19 protein-coding genes are annotated in these 23514 nt (G+C 40.8%); 8 read left to right on the top strand and 11 right to left on the bottom strand.

The features are described from left to right. Positions 1-85: 85 nt before the first annotated feature. From ACKTT2_RS13470 to ACKTT2_RS13490, 5 genes are all read right to left on the bottom strand, one after another. Positions 86-1051: a glycosyltransferase family 2 protein gene (locus tag ACKTT2_RS13470; protein WP_407887582.1), complete on the bottom strand. Its 966-nt coding sequence runs from the start codon at positions 1049-1051 to the stop codon at positions 86-88. A 131-nt stretch (positions 1052-1182) separates the two neighbouring features. Next, on the bottom strand, positions 1183-2643 hold the full coding sequence (locus ACKTT2_RS13475) for an O-antigen ligase family protein (RefSeq protein ID WP_407887584.1): 1461 nt from the start codon (positions 2641-2643) through the stop codon (positions 1183-1185). Continuing rightward, positions 2643-4805, bottom strand: coding sequence for a GumC family protein (locus ACKTT2_RS13480; RefSeq protein WP_407887586.1), 2163 nt, complete (start codon positions 4803-4805; stop codon positions 2643-2645). The genes ACKTT2_RS13475 and ACKTT2_RS13480 overlap by 1 nt, the downstream gene beginning before the upstream one ends. Positions 4806-4967: 162 nt before the next feature. Continuing rightward, on the bottom strand, positions 4968-6134 hold the full coding sequence (locus tag ACKTT2_RS13485) for a glycosyltransferase family 4 protein (RefSeq protein ID WP_407887588.1): 1167 nt from the start codon (positions 6132-6134) through the stop codon (positions 4968-4970). Positions 6135-6205: 71 nt separating this feature from the next. Then, entirely contained in the window at positions 6206-7426 is a 1221-nt protein-coding gene (locus tag ACKTT2_RS13490) for a glycosyltransferase family 4 protein (protein WP_407887590.1), read from the bottom strand. Positions 7427-8240: 814 nt separating this feature from the next. Here ACKTT2_RS13490 and ACKTT2_RS13495 point away from each other — a divergent pair. Continuing rightward, a complete protein-coding gene (locus ACKTT2_RS13495; RefSeq protein WP_407887592.1) occupies positions 8241-8723 on the top strand; it encodes a hypothetical protein in 483 nt (160 codons plus the stop codon). A gap of 108 nt (positions 8724-8831) precedes the next feature. Continuing rightward, positions 8832-8969: a hypothetical protein gene (locus tag ACKTT2_RS13500; protein WP_407887594.1), complete on the top strand. Its 138-nt coding sequence runs from the start codon at positions 8832-8834 to the stop codon at positions 8967-8969. A 421-nt stretch (positions 8970-9390) separates the two neighbouring features. Here the strand turns inward: ACKTT2_RS13500 and ACKTT2_RS13505 are convergent, their stop codons facing one another. Further along, a complete protein-coding gene (locus ACKTT2_RS13505; RefSeq protein WP_407887596.1) occupies positions 9391-10071 on the bottom strand; it encodes a tetratricopeptide repeat protein in 681 nt (226 codons plus the stop codon). A 465-nt stretch (positions 10072-10536) separates the two neighbouring features. Between ACKTT2_RS13505 and ACKTT2_RS13510 the strand changes: the two genes are divergently transcribed. Both ACKTT2_RS13510 and ACKTT2_RS13515 read left to right on the top strand, forming a co-directional pair. Next, positions 10537-10863 (top strand): YbjQ family protein, encoded by a 327-nt coding sequence (locus ACKTT2_RS13510; RefSeq protein WP_017746893.1) that lies wholly within the window; start codon positions 10537-10539, stop codon positions 10861-10863. A gap of 704 nt (positions 10864-11567) precedes the next feature. Next, positions 11568-12203, top strand: a complete 636-nt coding sequence (locus ACKTT2_RS13515; RefSeq protein ID WP_407887598.1) for a hypothetical protein — start codon at positions 11568-11570, stop codon at positions 12201-12203. Between the two features lie 164 nt (positions 12204-12367). On the opposite strand, the gene ACKTT2_RS13520 is transcribed toward ACKTT2_RS13515, so the two are convergent. The 4 genes from ACKTT2_RS13520 to sufR all read right to left on the bottom strand — a co-directional run bounded on the left by ACKTT2_RS13520 (position 12368) and on the right by sufR (position 18001). Then, on the bottom strand, positions 12368-15031 hold the full coding sequence (locus ACKTT2_RS13520; protein WP_407887600.1) for an nSTAND1 domain-containing NTPase: 2664 nt from the start codon (positions 15029-15031) through the stop codon (positions 12368-12370). A gap of 392 nt (positions 15032-15423) precedes the next feature. Next, the gene (locus ACKTT2_RS13525) at positions 15424-16731 is read right to left on the bottom strand and encodes an Nramp family divalent metal transporter (RefSeq protein ID WP_407887602.1); all 1308 of its coding nucleotides are present in this window, start codon (positions 16729-16731) and stop codon (positions 15424-15426) included. Between the two features lie 241 nt (positions 16732-16972). Further along, on the bottom strand, positions 16973-17230 hold the full coding sequence (locus ACKTT2_RS13530) for an NDH complex assembly factor CRR9 (RefSeq protein ID WP_407887604.1): 258 nt from the start codon (positions 17228-17230) through the stop codon (positions 16973-16975). A gap of 90 nt (positions 17231-17320) precedes the next feature. After that, complete coding sequence (sufR, locus tag ACKTT2_RS13535) at positions 17321-18001, bottom strand: iron-sulfur cluster biosynthesis transcriptional regulator SufR (RefSeq protein ID WP_407887606.1); 681 nt, start codon at positions 17999-18001, stop codon at positions 17321-17323. 215 nt (positions 18002-18216) lie between these two features. On the opposite strand from sufR, the gene sufB reads away from it, so the two are divergent. The 4 genes from sufB to ACKTT2_RS13555 all read left to right on the top strand — a co-directional run bounded on the left by sufB (position 18217) and on the right by ACKTT2_RS13555 (position 23383). Beyond that, a complete protein-coding gene (gene sufB / locus ACKTT2_RS13540) occupies positions 18217-19656 on the top strand; it encodes a Fe-S cluster assembly protein SufB (protein WP_407887608.1) in 1440 nt (479 codons plus the stop codon). Positions 19657-19841: 185 nt separating this feature from the next. Then, positions 19842-20630 (top strand): Fe-S cluster assembly ATPase SufC, encoded by a 789-nt coding sequence (gene sufC / locus ACKTT2_RS13545; RefSeq protein WP_407887610.1) that lies wholly within the window; start codon positions 19842-19844, stop codon positions 20628-20630. Then, positions 20630-22036 carry a Fe-S cluster assembly protein SufD gene (sufD, locus tag ACKTT2_RS13550; RefSeq protein WP_407887612.1) on the top strand — a complete coding sequence of 469 codons (1407 nt, stop codon included), beginning with the start codon at positions 20630-20632 and terminating at the stop codon, positions 22034-22036. Before sufC ends, sufD begins: the two co-directional genes overlap by 1 nt. 84 nt (positions 22037-22120) lie before the next feature. Then, positions 22121-23383, top strand: coding sequence for a SufS family cysteine desulfurase (locus ACKTT2_RS13555; RefSeq protein ID WP_407887614.1), 1263 nt, complete (start codon positions 22121-22123; stop codon positions 23381-23383). Positions 23384-23428: 45 nt separating this feature from the next. Here the strand turns inward: ACKTT2_RS13555 and ACKTT2_RS13560 are convergent. After that, positions 23429-23514 (bottom strand): ribosomal protein L7/L12 (locus ACKTT2_RS13560; protein ID WP_407887618.1); only part of this gene is annotated, 86 nt, incomplete at its 5' end.

Below are 23514 nucleotides of genomic sequence, written 5' to 3' on the forward strand. Positions count from 1 at the left end.
ATCTATAAAAATTGGCAAATTTTAAACCTTTGCGCCTTTGCGCCTTTGCGTGAGATTCATGATTTCTCCAAGCCTACAAACCGATCTAACGTGCAATAGCTACTGCATAACGACGCAAAGTGTGAAAAATTGTTAGCAGTTGCTTATAACCATTATTCCCCAACCAGCGCATAGTGATAGCAGCTATACGAAGACGAATAAATTCCTTAGAAAAGCGTATTCCAGGATAATAATTCGAAGCTTGTTTAAGAAAATAAATAGTTTTTTGATAATCCTTCTGCTGGTTTTGCAGTGGTTTCCAAGCTAAACAAAGGTTAGCAGAAGCATAGCTTCTATTTTTTAAATACTGCAATTCAGTAGGTACAGAAGCAAAAGCTTTTTCAATAACTATCTGGAAACTTTGCGCCATCGCTTCCCAATTTTTAGATGCACTATTTGAGCGCTGTCGGTAATAAACCAAAGGCTCTTTCACAACCTTAAAGGGATATTTGGAAGCAATACGAAGCCACATATCCCAATCTTCTACAAAAGAAACCAAGGTGCGATCGAAAACACCACAAGTTTCAAAGCAGGAGCGACGTACCATGGCAACGCTACCACACTCTACGATATTATGTTCAGTTAGCTTTTTCCAGACATCACCTTCCGCTTGATGCTTAAATACTTTACCAGTAGATTGGCTTTGCTCGTTGATGTAAGCAACCCAAGTATAAACTAAACCAACTTCCGGATGTTCGTCAAGGATACTGGCTTGTTTTTCTAATTTAGTGGGTTCCCAAATATCATCTGAATCGAGAAAAGCTATATAATCTCCCCGAGCGTGAAGAATTCCGGTATTTCTAGCTCCAGACAAGCCTTGGTTTTCTTGAGAAATTAGTTTTACCCTAGGATCTTGAATTTGAGCAACCCATTGTTCGGTTTTATCTAAACTACCATCATTAACGACTATCACTTCAAAACTATTAAAAGTTTGATTTAAAACACTTTCCATAGTCTCAGGAAGATAAGCTATGGCATTGTATGCAGGAATAACAACAGAAACTTTTGGCATATTTTGGATTTTGGATTTGGGATTGGAAAGTAGGGTGGGCACTGCCCACCGTTCAATGTTTGTGGGCAGTGCCCACCCTACGTGTATTTCAAAAATTAAATAGAATTCTTGTAGATGTGAATCCTAATTCATTATGGAAAATTAGGAAAATGATTAGCGATCGCAGATCCTTCTCCCGTCTTTAATTCATGCCAGTTCCAACCAGCAACTGCTATCAAAGTTGACCAATAAAAAAACAAAGTTGTATGACTCCAAATATTTTCCGTAATCATGCCAACAGGTATTGCCAAGAAAACTGCTAGCAACATTTGACAGAAACTGCGTTGCGAACTTCCACTAGGTGCGGAACGAATTAATTGCAAGAGCCGAACTACATAAGAGCTAAGAAAAGTGAGAAAAGTGACCATACCCACAATTCCTCCCTCGATCAAAGCTCGAACGTAATCATTATGGGGTAAAAGCCCGTTTTGGCTGACAGAATCACTAATACCCAAGCCAAAACCCAACCATGGAAAATTTTGCCATTGTCCCAGTAAGTAAGTCCACTGAGCAAGACGCCAATTAAAACTATTACCATCACCTTGAGACAAAAGAATAGCTCGAGAAATATCCATATCTGGGTTCAAAAGAGGAGTTGCCATAATAGAAGCAAGACGCTCTTGACCAAACTCCGTACTGGTAAATAAACCAATCACAATTGCAAACAAAACAACTCCCCCAAGGAGGTTTGGAATATTTAATTTGGGAACTAGCAACACAAAAATAAAAGTCGCCAGCATCATGAGACTGAATAAAGCCTTAGTACCTACAAAAAAGAAAGCGATCGCACCCAATAAAAGCAACCAAGGTAAGCGATACCGTGCTTGTTGCTGTTTCCAAAAAGTGAGACCAATAAATAGTAAGAGAAAAGTAGCAAAAGTATTTGGATGACCAAGGGTACCATTAATACGAGAAACACTTCCGCCTGTTGGGTCTGTTGCCATATTAACCAGTATGGGAGGTAGAAGCGACAGAGGCAAAAATGTTTGCATTGTAGCTGCGGTCAGTGGCACCATCAAACCAAAAAACAAACTAGAGACAACTTGGTTGGGATGAACTTTATCCTGTAATTGCATTACCAACAGATAAACCATCAACCAAGTAAACAAGCGTAGCCATTCCCGAACGGAACCGAGTAAATAAGAGCCGTCTAGCCCTAACCCTCCTAAAGGTAAAAGTATGACCCACAGTCCTTGTAAAGCTACCCAAAAAGCAAATAACCACCAAAACTTATCAATTTTGATAGATTGACCTAACAGTAACTGTAGAGTCACGTAAAGTAAGGTCAAAGCGTCTAACCCAAGAGCAAACGCAGCTGGTAATTGTTGAGCAGAGAAGATATCAAGAGAGCTACGGAATATTAATAGACACAGTACCGTTTGCGGAAATTTGGCAAAAAACGAAACGAGCACGATGACTCCGACCAAACCCACAGCTAGTAATTGCGGGTTAACACCAACAAGAACTCCCGAAACTAGACCAACTCCCACGCCTGTCAATCCTACAAACAGTCGCTGGTAAAAATAACGATTTTGAAACTTATTCAGTAACATTATTTAGACCTAAAACCTCTTGTAGAATTTTTAAAGCCAGACTCCAAAGCCACTAATTGCTTTGTAGGTCGGTAATTATCTTTGGGATAGCGATAGTACTTTTCTGTCAGAGATGTCATTCCATTGACGACAACGCCCAGTATTGGTATACGATTCTGAGTTAATTCTGATACTGATTTTTGCAGTATTTCCTTAACTGTAAAGCTAGGACGTGTCACGATAATAATTCCGTCGCTATATTTGGCTAGTGTTGTACTATCAGCGCAAACACTTAAAGGAGGAGTATCTATAATAACTAAATCATAAGAATTAGCAGCCTCTGCTAATAGAGATTTCATCGCAACTGACTCTAGCAATTGGGAGGGACGCCCGTATGGATTGCCATATGTTAAGACAGAAAGGTTTTCAATCGTTGTAGGCTGTACAGCTTCTAACAGAGATTTATCGCCATTAATGACATCACTAATTCCTGAATTTGGAGCTAGATTGAATAGGGTGTGCTGTATCGGTCTTCGCAAGTCTGCATCAATGACTAATGTCCGTCGAGATAGCATGGCGGATACGGCGGCTAAGTGAGAAACAACTATTGATTTCCCTTCACCAGAAATAGTGCTGCTAACGACAATTAATTTAACATCGTCAGGAGTACGGAACTCTAAATTCTTGAACAACGTCCGGTATGGCTCAACCAACCCAACGTTATCTAGAAATTGTTCGGCTGGTGTAAGACTGAGGGCTGTAGCAGGTAATTGCGGCAATACTCCTATCAACGGTAACTGTAGTAATTTCTCTGCTTCCGACGCATCTTTTAGGGTGTTATCCATCACTTCTAGAACCAGCACAATACCTGTGGCTAGAATGGCTCCAAATACAACAGCAAGCACGAAAATGACTTTCACGTTAGGAGACGCGGGTGAAGTTGGTAATGTGGCTTCTTCTATAACGTGAATGTTGCTGACTTTTTGTGCTTCAGCGATACGTGCTTCCTCTAGTTTGCTTTGAAGGAATTTGAGTGACACAGCCGCCTCTTCCCTTTTACGGGAAAGTGCAGTTAACTGTTGTTGTTTAATTGGGATCTGAGCAAGACGAGTCATGAGGTCAGTTTTTTCAGTCCGTGTCAGTTTTAACTTATTTTCAATTGCCCTCCTCTCAACTTCTCTTGCGATCAGTTGTGATGTGAGATCCTGACTCAATTGGTCTGTAGCTACATTTTTGGGAGCTTGATTTTCTGTTGATACGCGAGCTAGTTCTTGTTGATATAAGGCGCGAACAGTGTCACGTTGTTCCGTCAGAGATATTAAAGTAGGATGTTGCTCTGTAAATCGCAAACGAGTTTGAATAGCTTCTTGTTCTAAGTCTACTAACTTAGCTCGTAATTTCTTCAGTTCTTCATTTTGTCCCCCTCGTACAGCAGCGTAAGCTTTACCAATAGAGCTAGCTTTAGTAATTTCTTGTAAAGAAGCTTTCTGCGATCGCACTTCTTGCCATTGAACTAACAAAGCCCGTTCCTGGTTTTCTAAAACAGCTATACTCTCCACTATTGTTTTTGTTTGCTCTTCAGAGGAGACAAGACCGCTAGTTTGTCTGTATTTATTTTCAGCCGTCTCTGCTTGTTGAAGTTGTGTTCTAGCTAATGGGACTTCTTGTTCTAAAAATTCTCGAACTTTAGTTGCTTCAGAACGGATGGCTTTGATGTTGTTATCAACCATTGTTTGAGAGACAGCATTGAGAACATTCACAGTCCAATCGGGGTCTCGATCTCGATAAGTCAGTTCAAGGATATTAGTCGCAGGAACAATTTTGACTTTTAACTGTTTGCGAAGAGCGCCTGTAGTGGGTGTTGGTTGGGATGAATTCTTTGGAGAATTGCTTGTCGCTAATGCGATCGCTCGTTCCAAAACCCGTTGCGACATCACAAGTTCTGCCTGATCTGCGAGGGGATTTGCTCCACCTGGTGTAGAAGACATTTGAATTAAGTCTCTACCTAATTCAGAAACACTCACGCTTTTGCTATCGAGCATAAGTCGTGCTGACGTTTCGTACAAACGTGGAGTCACACTCAAATAGGCAAAAGCACCACCAATAACAGCAATGAATGTAGCTATAGCAGGCAAACTTTGCCGTTTTAACACCGTTATTATGTATGTCAAGTTTTTTTCCATCACGTATACCCTTATGTCTTGAGGAAATTTAGAAAATTGAGGTTGAAATTTTTGATTTTAGTCATAGTACTCTAAGTAAGTCAGCCAGAATAGACAAAATGTAAAGATATGTAAACACAATTAAAATCCTTACAAATAACAAATGACAAATGACAAACTTATTCAACTTGTTCTAAATTTAGGCAAACTCACAATTGGTTCAGAATCATTCAGAAGAGTTTTATAAACTTTTAAGTGTTCTGTACAAATTTGCTCCCAACTGTAATTTTGCATCACATACTTTTGTGCGTTTTCAGCCATTAACTTCATCTCGTCGGGGCGATTGACGATCCAATCTAAAGAACGAATACAAGAGTCTATACTTCCAGCCTCAAAAAGCATTCCCCGTCCCTCACCGATCAATTGTTGGTGGGGTGCTATATTGCTTGCTAGTACTGGTATGCCTTCCTTCATAGCTTCTAATAAAGCTAGAGGTAGTCCCTCTAAATCGGAAGGAAGAACAAATAATCCGGCTCCTCGAACAATTTCCCACAGTCGAGGACCTCGAAGTTCGCCTGCAAACATGATATTGCGATGATTTGCAACCTTTTCTAAAAGCTTAGAAGTGAATCCTTTTGTATCGCTGATACCTCCAGCTAAAACTAACTTCCATCCATCTGGTCTGAGACGACTAAAGGCTTCAACTAACAAATCGGGACGCTTTTCCGGTACTAGCCTGCCTAAAAATAAGATGTAACGACCTGGAGTCAAACCAAGAGAGGTGCCATAGGTAAAAGTTGGGTCTGATTGAGCGTAGTTAGCTGGGGCGTTGGGAATGTAAATTGTCTCCCTACCATAGGTTTGTAAAAAATACGATTTCAAGGCTTCGGATACCACAATCAATCCATGAGCAAAATTAACTGCTTCCTTCTCCCCTGTTTGAATCAGACGAGTCGAAAAGTTCCCCCATTTAGCGCGTTGCCAATCTAGTCCGTGACAAGTAACCACAACTTTCGTAGAGAAATTAATTCTTGCTAGACGAGTAAATAGAGATGGACCAAGTGCTTGGAAATGAACGATATCGTAATTCTTCAGTGCAGTTGCGAGCGCTCCTATAGCTGAAGTCATAAAGGCGTCCACCCCTTTAACGTGACAATCAGGTAGGGGAATCACCCGGACACCCTGAAATTTGTAACTCTTTAACCAAGAACTTTGTGCATAGGAACTGCGGGCAAATAAATCCACACTATGACCCTGTGCGACCATACGAGGATAAACTTCTGCACAATAATGCTCGATACCACCCTGTTTGGGAGGAAGACCTTTTGCGCCGATCACTGCAATTTTCATATCTAATTTGTGTTACTCCACGTGCAGGTTTATGTCAAGATAAAATGCTGAGTTGTCAGAAAAATGACTCTTTACCAACTCCTACCCCCTATTCCCTGTCTCCTTTCCCAGCGTTGCCACATATCGTTGTAAACTTGAGTGACAACATTAAATGCAGCATAAGGACTTGCAGCTTGTACGCAAGACTCCGAAGGAAAATTTTCTGGATGCAGTAAAATCTTTCTTACAGCATCCGCTATACAAGTCGGAGTACGTTCAGAACATACAATTCCACTATTTGGTGTGAGAAATTTTGGTGTTTCTCCACATTTTGTTGTCACAACTGGTGTCCCACTCGCAAGCGCTTCTAGAACTACCAAGGGTAAACCTTCATAAACACTTGTGAGGATAAAAACACTGCATAAACGATGCAACCGTGCAAGTTCATTCTGGGTTACTGCACCAAGCATTGTTACCTGACTGCACAACCCTAAATGACCAATTTCTGTACGAACTTCTGTATCTAATTCTCCAGAACCAGCTATGAGGAGATGAACGTTTGAATCTCCCAAAGCAGCAAGTGTACGTACTAGCAAAATAGGATCTTTTTGTGGATGCAGTCGTCCTGCAAATAGAACAAAGCGTGTTTTATCTGGTAACCCCAATTTATAAGCTAGTTCGCGTCTTTGAGTTTCTCGGTCTTTTGAATTCAATGGATAGAAGACTTCATTATCATATGAATTCTTAATATAAGCAATACGGTCTGCATTCTTGGGATAACGCTGGCGATATAGTTCTGCACTATCAGTATTGCACGAGAGTATGCGATCGAATTGACTTACTAAAAGCTTTTCTAAAACAAAATAAGCAGCAGGAAACTTCTGCCAAAGCATTGCCTTAGTATTAGCCACGCCTTGCATTTGTGTCCGAATATCATTGTGAATAAATAGGGTTTTTTCTCCCTGCCAATGAAGAGATGCTAAGGTTGGCTCCAAGCGATGAAAATGCATGAAGTCTGATTCACAGCAATATTTTAAAAGTTGAGTTGTATACTTTATTGTTGTTGGTACTAGACTTCTAACATTATCATTTTCTAATGCAAACAAAGGTAAAAACTTAATTTTTTTACCTTCAAATTCTACATCTTGCCATTTTCCAATAGTTCCATCAGGCTTGTACGCTGTTCCTACAAGCCTAACTTCAAATTCGTTAGGTGCATATTTGAGGAAAATTTTAATGAGTGTTTGAATACCTCCGATAGTACTATACCAAGGATTGAATTGATAGAAAATTGTTAGAACTGGCTTACGCATGGTAACGATCCTGTAATAAATGTATAGACGATTCCTTTAGAATTTTCAATGATTTATCAATTTAAAAAATAGATAGAAATATTGATTGGAGTATAATCTATCGCTCATATTTTATTCAAAAATATTAGTCATTAAGCTTTCTTATATTTTTATTTAAAAAAATAAGCTCTTTATTAAGAATGTATGTTTCTTCAAAAAAAACAAAACCTTTTACAATTCTCATAATGGTTATATGCTCAGACACATCCCGGTAAAAATGACTGCTTATAGTCATAACATAGAACTCAAGAAGGTGTATAGAAAATTTCTACTAATATTCAGTAAATTATTAATAAACAAAAAATCTTGATTTGTTCAGTAAAATTACTAGTTTTATCCGTAGGACTTACGTAAATTCAGAAGTTGAAAAAAACAATTTCTAAGAAGATATTTGTAAATTCTACTGTTGTCTCAAGATCCTCCCTAGCCCCTCTTAAAAAGGCTGCGGTGTACGCACAAATCTGTAATAACTTACAAATCGAGGTTTTAGTTCAGTTTCCTCCCTTTATAAGGGGGGATTAAGGGGGGTAAATTCAACTTGTGTGTACACCATATCTTTAAAAAGGGGTGGAAATTCTCTCAAAGCCCCCTTTCTTAACGATACTGTTGGCAAATACTCGTTCCCAGGTGGAGCCACCGGATTGAGAGAGTGGTTAGTGAGGAGTCCGACCTCCCGACCGATATAAATCGCAAGCTTCGACTGGATTAAAAAATGAGTTTATAGTTTAACCTGTTAGGAAGATGGAAAAACTTTATATAAAAAGTATATTAAACAATGAATAACTTATGGGCGATCGCAACCCTCAGTACGACTATATTTTTAGGGGAATTATTTAGCTGTAGTAATGTCCATAACTCTGTCACTCATCAACCCGCCGACTCCCAAGTCAACTCAGAGATAAGGATTGGTAGTCAGGGTAGTACTTATCTAGCTATGAAGACACTAACTGATGCTTACATATCTCAAGTAAAAAATGTCCAAATCTCGTTTGTGCCAATGACTCAATCTACTGTTGCTCTTAAGGGAGTTAGGAATGGACTGCTCGATCTTAGCAGTGTGGATGAAGAGTTGAAATTCTATTTTAAGAAGATCGGGTTTCCTACCATGCGATCGCGGAAATTCTTGCAGAGCCTGCGTGACCAAAACGTAGTAGAATTTGCGTACAAACCCAAATCCTTACATTTTCTTCATCGTTTCTTAAAAAAAGTATCAGGAGTACCATCGCCAAATGCACAAATGATGATACACCATAAGTAGGAAGATCTCATATTCTCTCTGGATCTTGCCAAACAAACCGTAGTTGATGTATAATTTTGGTTTGCTTGATTTTCTATTAGGGTATCTGCCACAAAGGAGTTGAAACTTATGTCCAGACAAAAACAAAATGGTAGTAGCGATCGCCTCCAGGAACTTATCTCCCGAGTCGATTCTTCTAGCAACACCAACCGCCTCAAACTACTTGAACCACCTCAGCCCATACAACAGTTACCTAAAAAAAACTAACTAATGTCATTAAAAAAGACTGTAGCAACAAGTCAGATCGGCAAACGGGTGGTTCCCTAGGGGCTAATGGTTGCATATTAATTTCTTATCAAACACGAGCGTATGCGCTCATCAGTTAGAGTTCAACTAAGTTCAGGTCGTTTTTCATGATATTGGTACAAAGTGATATACCCTTGACCCCCTCGATCGGGTCAAGGGAATTTGCTTTTATGGCATTGCTTTGACTTCTATCAGACATTGAGCATTCAGACGTTAAGTTTTAAATATGGGATACCTTTATTTTAGTGACGAATAATCTCACGAATAGTTTCCGGTAGACAGTAATCAGTGACCAGTGACCAGTGAGTAATAGATAGATAAGTAGTAATAAGATAATGTTGTTTTGTAACTGATAACTGGTAACTGAACAATCGTGTGCCGATTAAACTCCTAAGTTGCGGAGCACGGCTTCTAAGCGGACTACGCTTTCTGACTTGCCTTGGCGTTCGTATAATTCTCTAGCTTGTTTGAAGACTGCGATCGCTTCTTTAGACTTTCCTTGCTTCATCAATATGTTACCCCGCAACTCAAACACTTGAGGATTTTTGGGGTCTAGTTTGAGGGCTTGTTCAAATGCCCATTTGGCATTTGCGTACTCTCCCAAACGCAAGAGGACTGTTGATAACCCTATGTAGGCATTGGCATTAGTCCGATTGCCTTGTATTGCAAGTCTATAAGCTTCTTTGGCTGTTTTGTTATCCCCCAAGTTACCACTTACGTAACCTAAAGCGTACTGATAATCGCCATTATTGGGGTTGAGTGCTACTGCACGCCGATACGCCGATAATGCTTCGGGAAAATTCCCTTGTTGGGCGTAGAGATAGCCAATTCCAGCATATATTGTAGCATTTTTTGGCTCTAAAGTTGTGGCTCTTTGATAGACAGCGATCGCATTGTTGTAATCTCCTGTATCTACGAGTCGTCGTCCTTCGTCTAGAAGTTCCTTCAACTCTTGAGAACTTTGCTGTGGCAAAATGCTTTGAGCGCGAGCCACTGATGGTATTGTTACGGCAATACTGCCAATAATGAAAAGACTTACTATAAAAGATGTTTGCTTGTACACAGTAATTTTCCTGATATTTTTTACAACTTTTTCAAAGTTTTCTCGATCGCTTGTCCATTAAAACAAAAATATCTTGTTTTGCAAACAGCCCGTATTTACTTTTGTACAAGATTTATGAAGAATTTTCATGAGTCTGTAAAAGTACGTTAAAGCCATTGTTTTATTTAATACAAGTTATTGGATCGAGCAATAAAAGACAAGCGATAGTCGCGTTCAAAGTGCTGACTTAACTCAATCGAAGTCTCAGCGTTAGTACCCGTGATAGATGAACCGTATAAACGGGCAAAGACTATTTTCCTACAAGTGTGTACCTTAATTCACCTATTTCATTAGCTTTTTACCTCTTCAGGAAGTTTTCTTGAAACTAATTTTTACCTACCCCCTGATAGGTAAAGCAGAACGTTAGCATATCAAATAGAATTAACGCCCGTGTTCTTCCTTTGCAATGCGATCGAGGTTTGATTTATGATTTTGACTACAACTGATGTTATTCAAGGGTCTATTGTTGATTCATATTTGGGCATTGTAACTGCAGAAGTAGTCTACGGAAGCAACTTCCTGCGAGATTTCTTTGCCAGTATCCGAGACATCATTGGTGGACGGACTGGAAGTTACGAACGACTGTTCGAGCAGGGTCAACAGAAAGCAATAGAAGAACTATCTCTACGAGCAAGGCGTTTGGGTGCGGATGCCGTTATTGGTATTGAAATTGATACTGGCACTATTAATGTTGACCAATCAGGTGTTCTCATACTTATTACAGCAACAGGAACAGCAGTAAAATTACGATAGGAGTTAGTTGTTAGTTGTTAGTTGTTAATAGAGTAACTAACCACTAACTAATTTAATATACATTCTTCATCAAAACTGTTCATTATTCACCGTTTCAGCATTGTTATTCAAAATTTTTGAGCTTGTCTTAGATTACTTTCACTACTTAGTAATCCTAGATCATTTATAAATAATTTTAGGTTATGTAGGTTGGGCATTGCCCACCATTAAATCTTGTAGTGGGCAATGCCCAACGCCACTCCTAGTAGTCGCGGGGGAACCCGCGCTCTTCGGGTGTCTCCCCTACGTATGTTTCAAAAAGTCAATAAGATCTCTATATGGTAAACATTTTTCATTTAACTAATGACTCAGAATAAATTGGAGTGTTATTCAATAACCCAATAATTATTTATTAAAGTCTTTAAAGAAATAAACTATGTCTAATAAATATGATATAGTTAAAGAAATGTATAACCTAGGTAAAAATTCAAGCCCTAAATTGCTTCGATAAAAACATTCATTCTCATGCCAAATTAGTAAAAAAAGAGTTGTTAATATTTTTTAAGATTTGTGTGATTTTTTAGAGTTGTTTTATATCTAAAGATAGACAAGAGAAGTATTTCTAGTGGTAGATATTAAAAATCAAAAAAAGCAATTTAATTCTAGTTACTATTTGACGATTTTGAAGTAAAAACTTTACTCAATTGGTAAGGGGAAGATAGAGTATGTCATACACAAATCGAGTAGGTGACGAGGTTATTAACGAACCTGCTGTAGTAGGTCGAATTACTGAGTACCACGATCGCGTTCGTTGGGGTCCCATCATTTCCGGTCTGTTAATTGCATTAGCAACTCAATTAATATTAAGTTCTATGTTTGCAGCAATTGGGGCTGGAACAATTGAAGGATCGGGCGCACCCAGATCTCTTGCACCCAATGTTGCTGGCAATGTGGGTATTTGGTCAACTATTGCTTTGTTGATTTCATTGTTCACTGGTGGTTGGGTAATGGCTCGTGCTTGCGGTCCCATGAACCGAAATACAGCTCTTCTCAATGGTGCAATATTGTGGGCAACAACTTTGGCGTTGAGTTCTTGGTTGTTAGCTAGTGGAGTGTCAGGTGCTTTTGGTATTGCGGCTTCTAACGCTGGAGAAGTTGTTAACCAAGTACAGCAAGGTGGCGTAAATGTACCTCAAAACACTCCTAATGTAAGCGCTCAACAGGCTGCTGAAGTTGCAGGCAACTTGCGTCGAGGTTTGTGGTGGTTTGTCTTTGGTTCTTTGTTAGGTTTACTTGCCTCAATGGTTGGAGCAGCTGCAGGAGCTCGCAGCCCGCGTAATACTAATAATAATTACGCTTAATGAATGGTTACATAATGTCTTCAGACTGGAAGTCTGAGGCTATACCAATAAAGTCCGCGTCAGCGGACTTTTTGTCGTTTTATTTATTCATAATTAACCAGTATCAATTGTTGTTTCTCAACTTTGCAAGGAGACTCTTTCGGTTGTTGTAAGCTTTAGTAAAGTTAGGATCTAGGCGCAAGGCTTGGTTGTAATCGTCTAAAGTTAAAGCGCAGCCCTCGATTGTTGTAGGCGTTAGCATATTTAGGGTCTAGGCGCAGCGCTTGATTGAAATCTTCTGTTGCCCCTTTGTTGTCTCCCAACTCTCTACGTACATTCCCTCGGTTATTGTAAGCTACAGCATAGCGAGGATCTAGGCGCAACGCTTGATTGTAATCTTCTAAAGCGCCTTTGTTATCTCCCAACTCTCTACGTACATTCCCTCGGTTATTGTAAGCTGCAGCGTAGTTAGGATCTAGGCGCAACGCTTGGTTGTAATCTTCTAATGCGTCTTTGTTATTTCCCAAGTTTTGACGGATAAGCCCTCGACCATTGTAAGCCCTATCATAGTTAGGATCTAAACGCAGGGCTTGTACGAAATCTTCTAATGCGCCTTTGTCGTCTCCCAACTCATGACGGACAAATCCTCGGTTGTAGTAGGCGTTAGCATTGTTAGGATTGAGGCGCAGCGCTTCGGTAAACTGATTTAATGCTTCTTTCTTGTTTCCACGCTCAGCCATAACAATAAACGCTTGTGAGTAGCGGTTGGCTATAGCAAAGTTGAGTTTTGCTTGTTGCAACTGATACCAAGCTGTGCATCCTAATATTGTCATAATCGACAATGCTGCCGTTGAGACGCTAGCAATTCCCCTTCGTCTACGGGCTTTCTCTTCTCGAAGCTGGCGATCGCGTAATTCAATACTGAGTTGGATAAAGTTTTGCTCTGATAGACTTAGCTCTTCGCGACGTTGCTGCAATTTTTCTTCTGCTTCTGACAAAGGTACACCACGCAACAGGACTCCTTCATCGTGTTTTGTCTCTTCCCACTGATGTATAATATCCCTCAACCGCTCTTGCCAAGCTCGAAACAAACGGTCTTTTTTCATCCACTCGCGTAGAGTCTGCCATTCTCGGATTAGGGCTTCATGCACAACCTCCACTGTATCTTCTTCAGATTTCTCATCGTATCCGGTGACAACCAAACGGGCTGTGTGTCCTGCTAAATCGCTCACCAATCCCCAATTCTCATCTCCTACTTCTTTCCGGGTGGCAATGCGACGAGTATCTTCAGTTCCTTCCCCAGGACGTACTAATTGCACAAAGATGCGCCGTGCAGCTTTTTGTTGTGTTTCACTCAATTTTTGGTAAACTTGCTCGGCATGATTTGCTAGCGCTTTTTTCACACCCCCTATCTCTTGGTATGCTTGATGAGTGAGTGTGCGGTTTTGCTGTAATGACCAAAGTTGAGTCAGGGCAAACTCTAGCAATGGAAGATTCCCCGGTTCATTGCCAACATCCTCTAAAATTCGTTGCGACAATTGTGGTTCTAATTGGACTTCTATCTTCTGCGCTGGTTGCTCAATTGCTCTTCGTAGTTCGTCGCGATTCATTGCACTCAACAATTGCGGTGCAAACTGCTGCAATGCATCTCGTAAAGGACGATAGGCAAGGACAAAGCCGTAGAAGTCAGCCCGTAATGTAAAAACCAATGTTAAATGATTTTGACGAACAGCTTGAAGCATCAGATCGGCAAAACGTTCTTGTTCTTCTTTCTGACAAAGGGTGTAGAGTTCTTCAAATTGATCCACAAACAGTAGAAGACGTTTATTCGGGTGACGTTCTTTAATACGAGACGTTATCTGCTGCAAGGTAACGACACCTTGCTGTATATTTTTATCTAGTCCTGCTGCCGATCGCAATTGTTGAATTTCATCAACTTCCGGTACTAATTGACGAACTAGCGCAGATGCTAGCTGATAAAATGGTTGATTGCCAGGACGAAATGATTCAATTACCCAATTTTCTGTCTGACATAGTTTGGGAATTAACCCCGCATACACTACAGAAGATTTCCCACTCCCAGAGGGACCAATGACTGAAACTAAAGGCTGTTTATTAACTGCTTCTACCAAGCCATTGACAAAGGTTTCTCTACCAAAAAAGAATGCTGCATCCTCTTCTCCAAATGCTGCTAATCCTTGATATGGATTGGGTGGAAGAGTATCTACTTCTGGTTGGATAGGAATGATACTAGTTTTGTCTTTTTTAAATAAAACTGGAGTTTGCTGCTCCAAATAATTTACTAAGACCGAGCAACCTAATTCATAAGCAAACTCCATCTGTTCTCCAGATGCGAGAGCATCATAAAATGCCACAGAAAATGCTATTGCTGCTTTATCCCCAACCTCTTGGTTCATGCCAATCACATATTTAACGTGTTGGCTAATAGCTTTTGCCTGTACCTCACTATAGCAGGCATTGAGAATTACACACTCCACTCCCTTTGTGGCAAATAGCTTGAACATACTTGCCAATACTGAGGCGTTAACTTCGACTGGCTGGTCAGTTTCATCTTCTAAGACAATACCATTCACACCTGTACCATGCCCGCTAAAGTGAACAATTTGGGGTTGGTAATCCAAGATAGCGCGGTAGAAATCACGCTGGCGCACTGCCCACTTCTGTTCTAACCTGAACCGCTCTCGCTTAGATGCTCTTCGCAATCCTTCATCAATTTCCCGTACTTCTTTATCAAGCCGTAGCCGAGATGTATCTGTGGGATTGGCTGCCAAAATCAAAATAGTTTTGACATCGGATTTGTTACCATGAGACAGTTGCTGAGAAAGCATAAAATTATGGTATAAACTTCTATAAAAAACTAAAAAAGGTAGTCAAAGGTACTACAGGATAAACACTTTTTTATAGGTGAAACCGATATTAACTTATGCAATAATGGAATAGAAACAGGATATAAAACTCCTATTTAATTTTTGAAATATACGTAGGGTGGGCATTGCCCACCCTACGGTACTGAGATTTTTTCAGAAATCAAATAGGATTCCTATAAATGCTTGTTTTCTATCTACGTATGACCACACAGTCTCCGATCTAAATTACGCAATCAAAGTAAAAAACTCATAGCTTACTCGCTCGTTCAATAGCAAAGCTGCTTGTACCTCGGTAAGGGCGCGGCGGTAAGAGCGCTCCTACCAAGACTTTTGGGTAATGCATAATTAATTTCTCAGCTAAAAATACTTTGTAATAACAGCCAAGCATTTAAGCCAACGATAATAATGGCAACAAAGTAGGCTAAAGATTTGAGCCATAGTGGATTTACAAACTCACCCATCAGGCTACGATTACTTGTAAACATCACCAATGGAATTACGGCAAACGGTAACTGTAAGCTGAGGATAACTTGAGAGAGAACTATGAGGCTGCTTGTACTCTTTTCTCCAAAGAGAATAATAGTAATTAACGCTGGAATGATGGCAAGCAAACGGGTTACCAGACGGCGCAACCATGACGGAAGGCGAAATTGCAAAAATCCTTCCATTATAATCTGCCCTGCTAAAGTTGCTGTCAGTGTTGAACTTTGTCCAGAAGCAAGTAAGGCGATACCAAAAATAGCACTCGCAGCACTAACTCCTAATAATGGTGAAAGTAGTTTATAAGCATCTTGAATTTCTGCTACATTTTGATTCCCTGAAAAATGAAACGTTGCAGCAGATACAATTAAAATTGCTGAATTGATAAATAGTGCCAAAGACAGAGCAAAAGTTGAATCAATAGTGCCAAATTTAATCGCTTCCCATCGCTTTTGAGTCGTAGGCTGCCAATCGCGTGTTTGTACGATGGAGGAATGTAGGTATAAGTTGTGAGGCATCACTGTTGCCCCTAAAATACCAATAGCAATATAAAGCATTTCTGGATTCTGTAAAATCTCTCGCTTGGGTAGATACCCCAACAAAATTCTCCCAAAATTAGGTCGAGAGAAAAGAATTTCTGCTGTGAAACAAATGCCTATGGTTGCTACAAGCATAATTACCAAAGCTTCTGTATAGCGAAAGCCTTTACCTTGTAAGAACAACAATACAAGTACATCTATTGTAGTGATGCACACACCCCATACTAAGGGAATCCCAAACAGGAGTTGCAGGGCGATCGCACTACCTAAAAGTTCTGCTAAGTCACAAGCAGCAATAGCAATTTCACACAGTACCCACAAAAAAAAGCTGATGCGTGGGCTGAGGTAATCCCGACAAGCCTGTGCTAAATCTCGCCCCGTAGCAACACCCAAACGCACACACAAAGACTGTAGCAATATTGCCATTAAGTTTGACAGCAGAATCACTGTCAACAGGGTGTAGCCAAACTTAGCTCCTCCAGCAATGTCAGTTGCCCAGTTTCCAGGGTCCATATATCCAACTGAAACAAGATACCCTGGACCGGCATAAGCTAGCATCTTGCGCCAAAAGCTACTACTATTTGGGATAGAAATGCTACGGTGAACTTCAGGAAGACTGGGTTTATTTTCAGGATAAGCCATTGGTTTTTGCTAATTCATACTCTCATATTCTTTTCACGATCGCAAAAAAATCGGTTACAAACATCGACTATGGGTTATATGGGACAAGGACTAAACATTAAGTTCACGTAGGTGAACTTTGTTTGTATAGCCGCGATTTCAATCGTAAGGGTGTTTGTTCCTAATTGGGAGGCTCCCAAGTTGTCTAACCAAAATCGTATCTAATGATACATAAAACTTCTTTATACCTTTGTAGGTGTTCTTACCACTTCAAATAAGCAGCATCAACACCCTGTTCGCGGCGAATCTTGCTATCTTTCTCAAACCAAGCAACAACTTGTTGTGCTGTTAAATCTTCAACAGTTACGTTATAGTCGCGAGCTATATGATTTAAAAGCCTGAGAGATGAAATAGTTATTCTAGTTAAAAACTTTTCTGGTGAAGACAGTAAAGCAGCATCAACCTTTGCGGATTCTTCTAATGTTAAAAATTGTGGTGTTGATTGCGGAGGTAAGTTCATAATCGCTCGTTCAAAAAACTTTACACTTAATAAAATAACTATATATTAGGTCGAAAATAGGGCATTGGGCATTGGGCATGGGAAAAGTATTTATGTTCTAGCTTGGACGAGATATCCACACCTGTGTTCGCCATTAATGATCCAGTGAGTACGTTCTACGGTACAATCTGGCAATACAGCAGCAAACATTTCTAGTTCATGACCGCAAACGCTGGGGAAAGACTCCGCGACATTGGAAATGGCACAGTTATGTTCTGTTAAAATGAACTTACTGTCATCCAATGATTGGCCCGACGGTACTGGATGACATTCAGCCATATAACCTTCAGCTTTTCTCAGTTCTACCAAAGCCGCCACTCTTTCAGCGAGAGGAGCATCCCCAAGACGTTCTCGATAATCTTGCGCTTTGCGTTCCCATTGTTTTCTGAGAATTAAACTAACTTCATCTCGTCCTACCGTTTCCGCTAATGTATCTAGTAGGGATACAGCAAACTTTCCATAGCTATCGCCGAGGCGTTCGCTGACTTTTATATTTAACCGTTCTTTGCCCAGCCGAGTCAGTTGATAGATATGTTGCGGACGCCCCATTCCCCCTTGTACGGATGACACAAGAGATATAAGTTGCTCTGCTTCCAAATCTTTAATATGACGGCGAATTGCTTGCGGGCTAACGTCTAGAGCGTCAGCCAGATCGAAAGCCGTAGCTTGCGAGTGTTTTAAAAGATATTCCAAAATATCTTGCTTGGTTGAGGACTGGTGGATAGTCGCCATCGTCGTCCCAAAAATTTATCATGACAAAGCTAAATTATGGCTAATCTAGCGTAGAATAAAGATATGTTAAACAACACGTATGTTGTTTTAGTCCTTATACTTATTATGATAGCAGTCGAGTCACACCTCGGCTAGCGTCAAAAAGGAAGCTCGGTTAAAGATTCCGTCTTCCGTCCTTAAAGAGATTAAGAAAAAGAACACAAGAGTAACAGCCGATGAGTGCCACTGTCAAAACCTTAGTTAACCAGCCATACAAGTACGGCTTTGTTACTGACATTGAAGCCGACACAATTCCGCGTGGACTGAGCGAGGAAATCGTCCGTCTAATCTCCGCCAAGAAGAACGAACCGGAGTTTATGTTGGAGTTTCGCCTCAAGGCTTTCCGTCAGTGGCAAAAAATGGCTGAACCAACTTGGCCGAGTGTCAAGTATCCTGCAATAGACTATCAAAACATCATCTATTATTCAGCACCAAAACAAAAGAAACAAAAGCTGAACAGCTTAGAGGAAGTCGATCCAACGCTCTTGGAAACCTTTGAAAAGTTAGGCATCCCCCTATCAGAACAGAAGCGGTTGGCGAATGTTGCCGTTGATGCAATTTTCGATAGTGTTTCCGTAGCAACAACATTCAAAGAAAAATTAGCTAAAGATGGTGTTATCTTCTGCTCCATCTCAGAAGCATTGCAAGAACATCCAGATCTCGTACAAAAGTACTTGGGTAGCGTTGTTCCGGTAGCAGATAATTACTTTGCAGCCCTAAATTCTGCCGTATTTAGTGATGGTTCCTTCGTTTACATTCCCAAGGGAGTGAAATGCCCAATGGAACTGTCTACTTACTTCCGGATTAACAACGGTGAAACTGGGCAATTTGAGCGAACACTAATTGTCGCTGAGGAAGGAAGCTATGTTTCTTATCTTGAAGGTTGTACCGCCCCGATGTATGACAGCAACCAATTGCACGCTGCTGTTGTCGAACTCGTTGCTTTAGACAACGCTGAAATTAAATACTCAACCGTTCAGAACTGGTACGCTGGCGACGCTAATGGCAAAGGCGGTATCTACAATTTCGTCACCAAGCGCGGTTTATGCCAGGGTATCAATTCTAAGATTTCTTGGACTCAAGTAGAAACTGGTTCTGCAATTACCTGGAAATATCCTAGCTGCGTGCTAGTGGGTGAGAATTCTGTAGGCGAGTTTTATTCAGTCGCGCTGACGAACAATATGCAGCAAGCTGATACTGGTACTAAAATGATTCACGTTGGTAAGAACACTCGTAGCACCATTATTTCTAAGGGGATTTCTGCTGGAAACTCTAGCAACAGCTATCGCGGACTGGTAAAAATTAATCCCAAAGCAGAAGGGGCGAGAAATTATTCTCAATGCGACTCTATGTTGATTGGGGATAATGCTCATGCTAATACTTTTCCCTATATTCAAGTGCAGAATAATGCTGCTAAGGTAGAGCATGAAGCTTCTACTTCTAAGATTGGGGAAGATCAACTCTTCTACTTTGCACAACGCGGTATCTCTACAGAAGATGCAATTTCTATGATGGTTAGTGGCTTCTGTAAGGATGTGTTCAATCAGCTACCAATGGAGTTTGCTGTAGAAGCTGATAAGTTGTTGAGTTTGAAGTTGGAAGGTAGTGTTGGGTAATTCTCGTTACCAGGCTTTCTCGTTACCAGGCTCAGCCCGGTTACGCACACTTTCTCGTTTACCAGGCTCAGCCTGGTAACGCATACTGTGAGGCTCTGCCTCACGATACATTTGAGGCAGAGCCTCGTGAATAGCATTCCCAGGCTGAGCCTGGGAACGAGATCGAGAGGAAAAAGACACACATCATGATTATTGAGAATAGTGAAGTCGTGCTGTCAGTGAAAGATTTGACGGCAAATGTTGATGGGACACCAATTCTCAAGGGTGTAAACCTTGAGGTTCGATTGGGTGAAGTCCATGCAATTATGGGACCAAATGGTTCTGGAAAGAGTACTTTTTCTAAAGTTTTGGCTGGACATCCTGCGTATGAGGTGACTGGCGGAGAAATTATTTTCCAAGGACAAAACTTGTTGGAGATGGAACCAGAAGAACGCGCCCGTTCTGGAATATTTCTAGCATTTCAGTATCCTTTAGAAATTCCCGGTGTAAGTAATTTGGATTTCTTGCGTGTGGCTTACAACTCTCGTCAGAAAGCACGGGGTTTGGAGGAATTGGACGCTTTTGATTTTGATGACTTGGTGGAGCAAAAGCTGGAAGTGGTGAAGATGAATTCTGCTTTTCTCAACCGTAGCGTGAATGAAGGGTTTTCTGGTGGTGAGAAGAAGCGCAATGAGATTCTACAGATGGCGCTTTTAGAACCGAAGTTGGCAATTCTGGATGAAACAGATTCGGGTTTGGATATTGACGCTCTGAAAATTGTGGCAAATGGGGTTAATCAATTAACGAGCGCTGAGAATGCGACAATTATGATTACTCACTACCAAAGGTTACTGAATTACATCGTTCCAGACTACGTTCATGTTATGGCACGAGGACAGATTATTACCAGTGGTGGTAAGGAACTGGCGCTAGAGTTGGAATCTCGCGGTTATGACTGGGTGCTGGAAGAAAATGGCGTTGAGGTGGTTGCGTAATGAGTATTCTTGTTTCTCCAAGTCCAGTTCCTAACTCGCATTCCATTGATTTGGCATCTACTGTGTTGGATAGAGATGCATATCTCATAGATTTGTTGAATCAAATCGTGCAGGGTGTTGAAAGGCATTCCAATAATGTATCTTGGTTGCAGGAATTACGGGAACGTGCAGTTTTTTGGGTTCGCCAATCCACTTTGCCTACAACTCGTGATGAAGAATGGCGCTTCAGCGATCTATCTTTTTTACGGAAAATTCAATTTCATGTAGAGAGCCGCTATAGTACTTCTATTGATGACCAATCGCTACCATCTTTACCAGAAACTACGACTAGTCGATTGGTTTTTGTCGATGGGGTTTATTCATGTGAGTTATCCTCGGTTACAGGTTTGCCAGATGGAGTTGTAGTCAGTAATTTAACTAATTTACCTAGTACTTATAGTCAACGCATCCAGGAATATTTGGCTCAATCTGAAGGGGCGCACGAACTATTTACTGCTCTTAATACAAGCGGAATGGTTGATGTCGCCGTCGTTTGGGTATCAAAGAATCTGGTTGTGGAAACACCAATTCATTTGGTATTTGTTGCTACTGGCGAGCAGTCTGGAATTTCTCTTCCTCGTTGCTTGGTTGTGGCGGAAACTGGTAGTAGCGTGACTTTGGTGGAAGAGTATAGGAATTTTCTAGACGCTGAGAATATAGATGTAGATACGAAAGATGGCGCTTCTGTACAGTATTTGACGAATGCGGTTACAGAAATTTGGGTTGGGGAAAATGCTCGCGTAAATCATACTCGAATTGAGACGGAAAGTGCTGAGGCTGTTCACATTGGGAAGACGGCTGTGTCTCAAGCTCGTTACAGTTGGTATGGTTGTCACGCCGTAACTTTTGGTGGAAAGCTTTCACGTCATAATTTAGAGATTTTGCAAACTGGAGAGCAAACCGAAACTGTCCTCAACGGATTGACGACGATTGGAGGAGAACAGTTGGCGGATACTCACAGTGCGATCGCACTGAATTATCCCTATGGTACGAGCAAACAGTTGCACAAATGTATTCTCAGCGATCGCGCCCATGGAGTGTTCAACGGTAAAATTTTTGTTCCGAAACCCGCACAGTTAACGGATGCAGCTCAGTTAAACCAGAATTTGTTGCTATCCTCTAAAACCAGAATTGACACCAAGCCACAATTAGAGATTACTGCTGATAATGTAAAATGCGCCCATGGTGCTACTGTGAGTCAGTTAGAGGATGATGAAATCTTCTATCTACAAAGTCGGGGTATTGATGCGGATGATGCTCGCCACCTATTGGTTAACGCCTTTGCGGCTGAAGTCATCAATCAAATACCTGTTGTTTCGGTGAGACAATCTCTCACTCAAATAATTAATAGTAACCGCAGCCTGTAGCTGACGAACGCGGATAATATTGGGATACTATCAGCGTCCATCTGCGTGCATCTGCGGTTCTAAATTCATGTATCCAAAAATCCCATGACTTATACTCAAGAAAAAACCCTTGCCGATAAAGTCCGTTCTGACTTCCCAATACTACATCAGGAAGTCAACGGGAAACCTTTAATTTATTTCGATAACGCTGCTACATCACAAAAACCTTTGCTCGTACTCAATACTTTGCGAGATTATTACGAGCAGTACAATTCTAACGTGCATCGTGGCGTACATACTCTCAGTGCTAAAGCAACTGAAGCTTATGAAGCAGTCAGAGATAAAGTTGCTGCGTTTGTCAATGCTGCATCGCGTCAAGAAATTGTATTTACCCGTAATGCAAGTGAAGCTATTAACTTAGTTGCTTACAGTTGGGGAATGAACAATTTGCAACGGGGAGATGAAATTATTCTCTCAGTTATGGAACACCATAGTAATTTGGTTCCTTGGCATTTTGTGGCACAAAAAACGGGTGCTGTGCTCAAGTTTGTAGAACTGACACCAGAGGAAAATTTTGATTTAGAACAGTTTAAAACACTGATTTCTGACAAAACAAAATTGGTGTCGGTGGTTCATGTTTCTAATACTTTGGGTTGTATTAGTCCCGTAACAGAAATTTGTGCGATCGCTCATCAATACGGAGCCAAAGTTTTAATTGATGCTTGCCAAAGTGTCCCTCATATGCCTATTGATGTCCAGCAATTTGACTGTGATTGGTTGGTAGCTTCCGGGCATAAAATGTGCGCTCCAACTGGAATTGGCTTTTTGTATGGCAAGTTGGAATTGCTACGGCAAATGCCTCCCTTTTTAGGTGGAGGGGAAATGATTGCTGAAGTGTTTTTAGATCGTTCTACCTATGCCGATTTACCTCATAAATTTGAAGCGGGTACGCCAGCTATTGCTGAAACAATTGCTTTGGGTGCAGCAGTAGATTACCTAAGCAATATTGGCATGGATAAAATTTATGCTTATGAATCTGAATTGACTGGCTATCTTTTTGAAAAACTAAGACAAATTCCTGGAATTCGTCTGTTTGGTCCATTACCTAAAGTTGCAGGTTTAGGGAGAGCCGCACTTGCTGCTTTCACTGCCAAAGATGTACACGCCAATGACATATCTACACTATTAGATCAAGAAGGTATTGCCATTCGTTCCGGACATCATTGCACTCAACCATTACACCGTCACTTAGGCATTGCAGCAACTGCAAGAGCAAGTTTATCTTTCTACAATACTCGTGAAGAAATTGACGTTTTTGTGAAAGCGTTGAAGGAAACTTTGGATTTCTTTAGCAGTTTTGGAAGTTAATTACTAGAGCGCTACTAGCGCTCTAGTACAATTACAAATTGCAAATTACTTAACAGTAACTTTACCGCCAGCTTCTTCGATTTGCTTCTTAGCAGCTTCAGCAGCATCTTTAGCGATCGCTTCCTTAACGG

Origin of the sequence: Scytonema hankhaensis NUACC26 (assembly GCF_045865695.1) — a bacterium.
In the GTDB taxonomy this organism is placed as follows: domain Bacteria; phylum Cyanobacteriota; class Cyanobacteriia; order Cyanobacteriales; family Nostocaceae; genus Scytonema.

Excerpts from the sequence above, each read along its gene's own strand:
- ACKTT2_RS13470 (WP_407887582.1), bottom strand. The coding sequence starts at position 1,051 with ATGCCAAAAGTTTCTGTTGTTATTCCTGCATACAATGCCATAGCTTAT.
- ACKTT2_RS13475 (WP_407887584.1), bottom strand. The coding sequence starts at position 2,643 with ATGTTACTGAATAAGTTTCAAAATCGTTATTTTTACCAGCGACTGTTT.
- ACKTT2_RS13480 (WP_407887586.1), bottom strand. The coding sequence starts at position 4,805 with ATGGAAAAAAACTTGACATACATAATAACGGTGTTAAAACGGCAAAGT.
- ACKTT2_RS13485 (WP_407887588.1), bottom strand. The coding sequence starts at position 6,134 with ATGAAAATTGCAGTGATCGGCGCAAAAGGTCTTCCTCCCAAACAGGGT.
- ACKTT2_RS13490 (WP_407887590.1), bottom strand. The coding sequence starts at position 7,426 with ATGCGTAAGCCAGTTCTAACAATTTTCTATCAATTCAATCCTTGGTAT.
- ACKTT2_RS13495 (WP_407887592.1), top strand. The coding sequence starts at position 8,241 with ATGAATAACTTATGGGCGATCGCAACCCTCAGTACGACTATATTTTTA.
- ACKTT2_RS13500 (WP_407887594.1), top strand. The coding sequence starts at position 8,832 with ATGTCCAGACAAAAACAAAATGGTAGTAGCGATCGCCTCCAGGAACTT.
- ACKTT2_RS13510 (WP_017746893.1), top strand. The coding sequence starts at position 10,537 with ATGATTTTGACTACAACTGATGTTATTCAAGGGTCTATTGTTGATTCA.
- ACKTT2_RS13515 (WP_407887598.1), top strand. The coding sequence starts at position 11,568 with ATGTCATACACAAATCGAGTAGGTGACGAGGTTATTAACGAACCTGCT.
- ACKTT2_RS13520 (WP_407887600.1), bottom strand. The coding sequence starts at position 15,031 with ATGCTTTCTCAGCAACTGTCTCATGGTAACAAATCCGATGTCAAAACT.
- ACKTT2_RS13525 (WP_407887602.1), bottom strand. The coding sequence starts at position 16,731 with ATGGCTTATCCTGAAAATAAACCCAGTCTTCCTGAAGTTCACCGTAGC.
- ACKTT2_RS13530 (WP_407887604.1), bottom strand. The coding sequence starts at position 17,230 with ATGAACTTACCTCCGCAATCAACACCACAATTTTTAACATTAGAAGAA.
- sufR (WP_407887606.1), bottom strand. The coding sequence starts at position 18,001 with ATGGCGACTATCCACCAGTCCTCAACCAAGCAAGATATTTTGGAATAT.
- sufB (WP_407887608.1), top strand. The coding sequence starts at position 18,217 with ATGAGTGCCACTGTCAAAACCTTAGTTAACCAGCCATACAAGTACGGC.
- sufC (WP_407887610.1), top strand. The coding sequence starts at position 19,842 with ATGATTATTGAGAATAGTGAAGTCGTGCTGTCAGTGAAAGATTTGACG.
- sufD (WP_407887612.1), top strand. The coding sequence starts at position 20,630 with ATGAGTATTCTTGTTTCTCCAAGTCCAGTTCCTAACTCGCATTCCATT.
- ACKTT2_RS13555 (WP_407887614.1), top strand. The coding sequence starts at position 22,121 with ATGACTTATACTCAAGAAAAAACCCTTGCCGATAAAGTCCGTTCTGAC.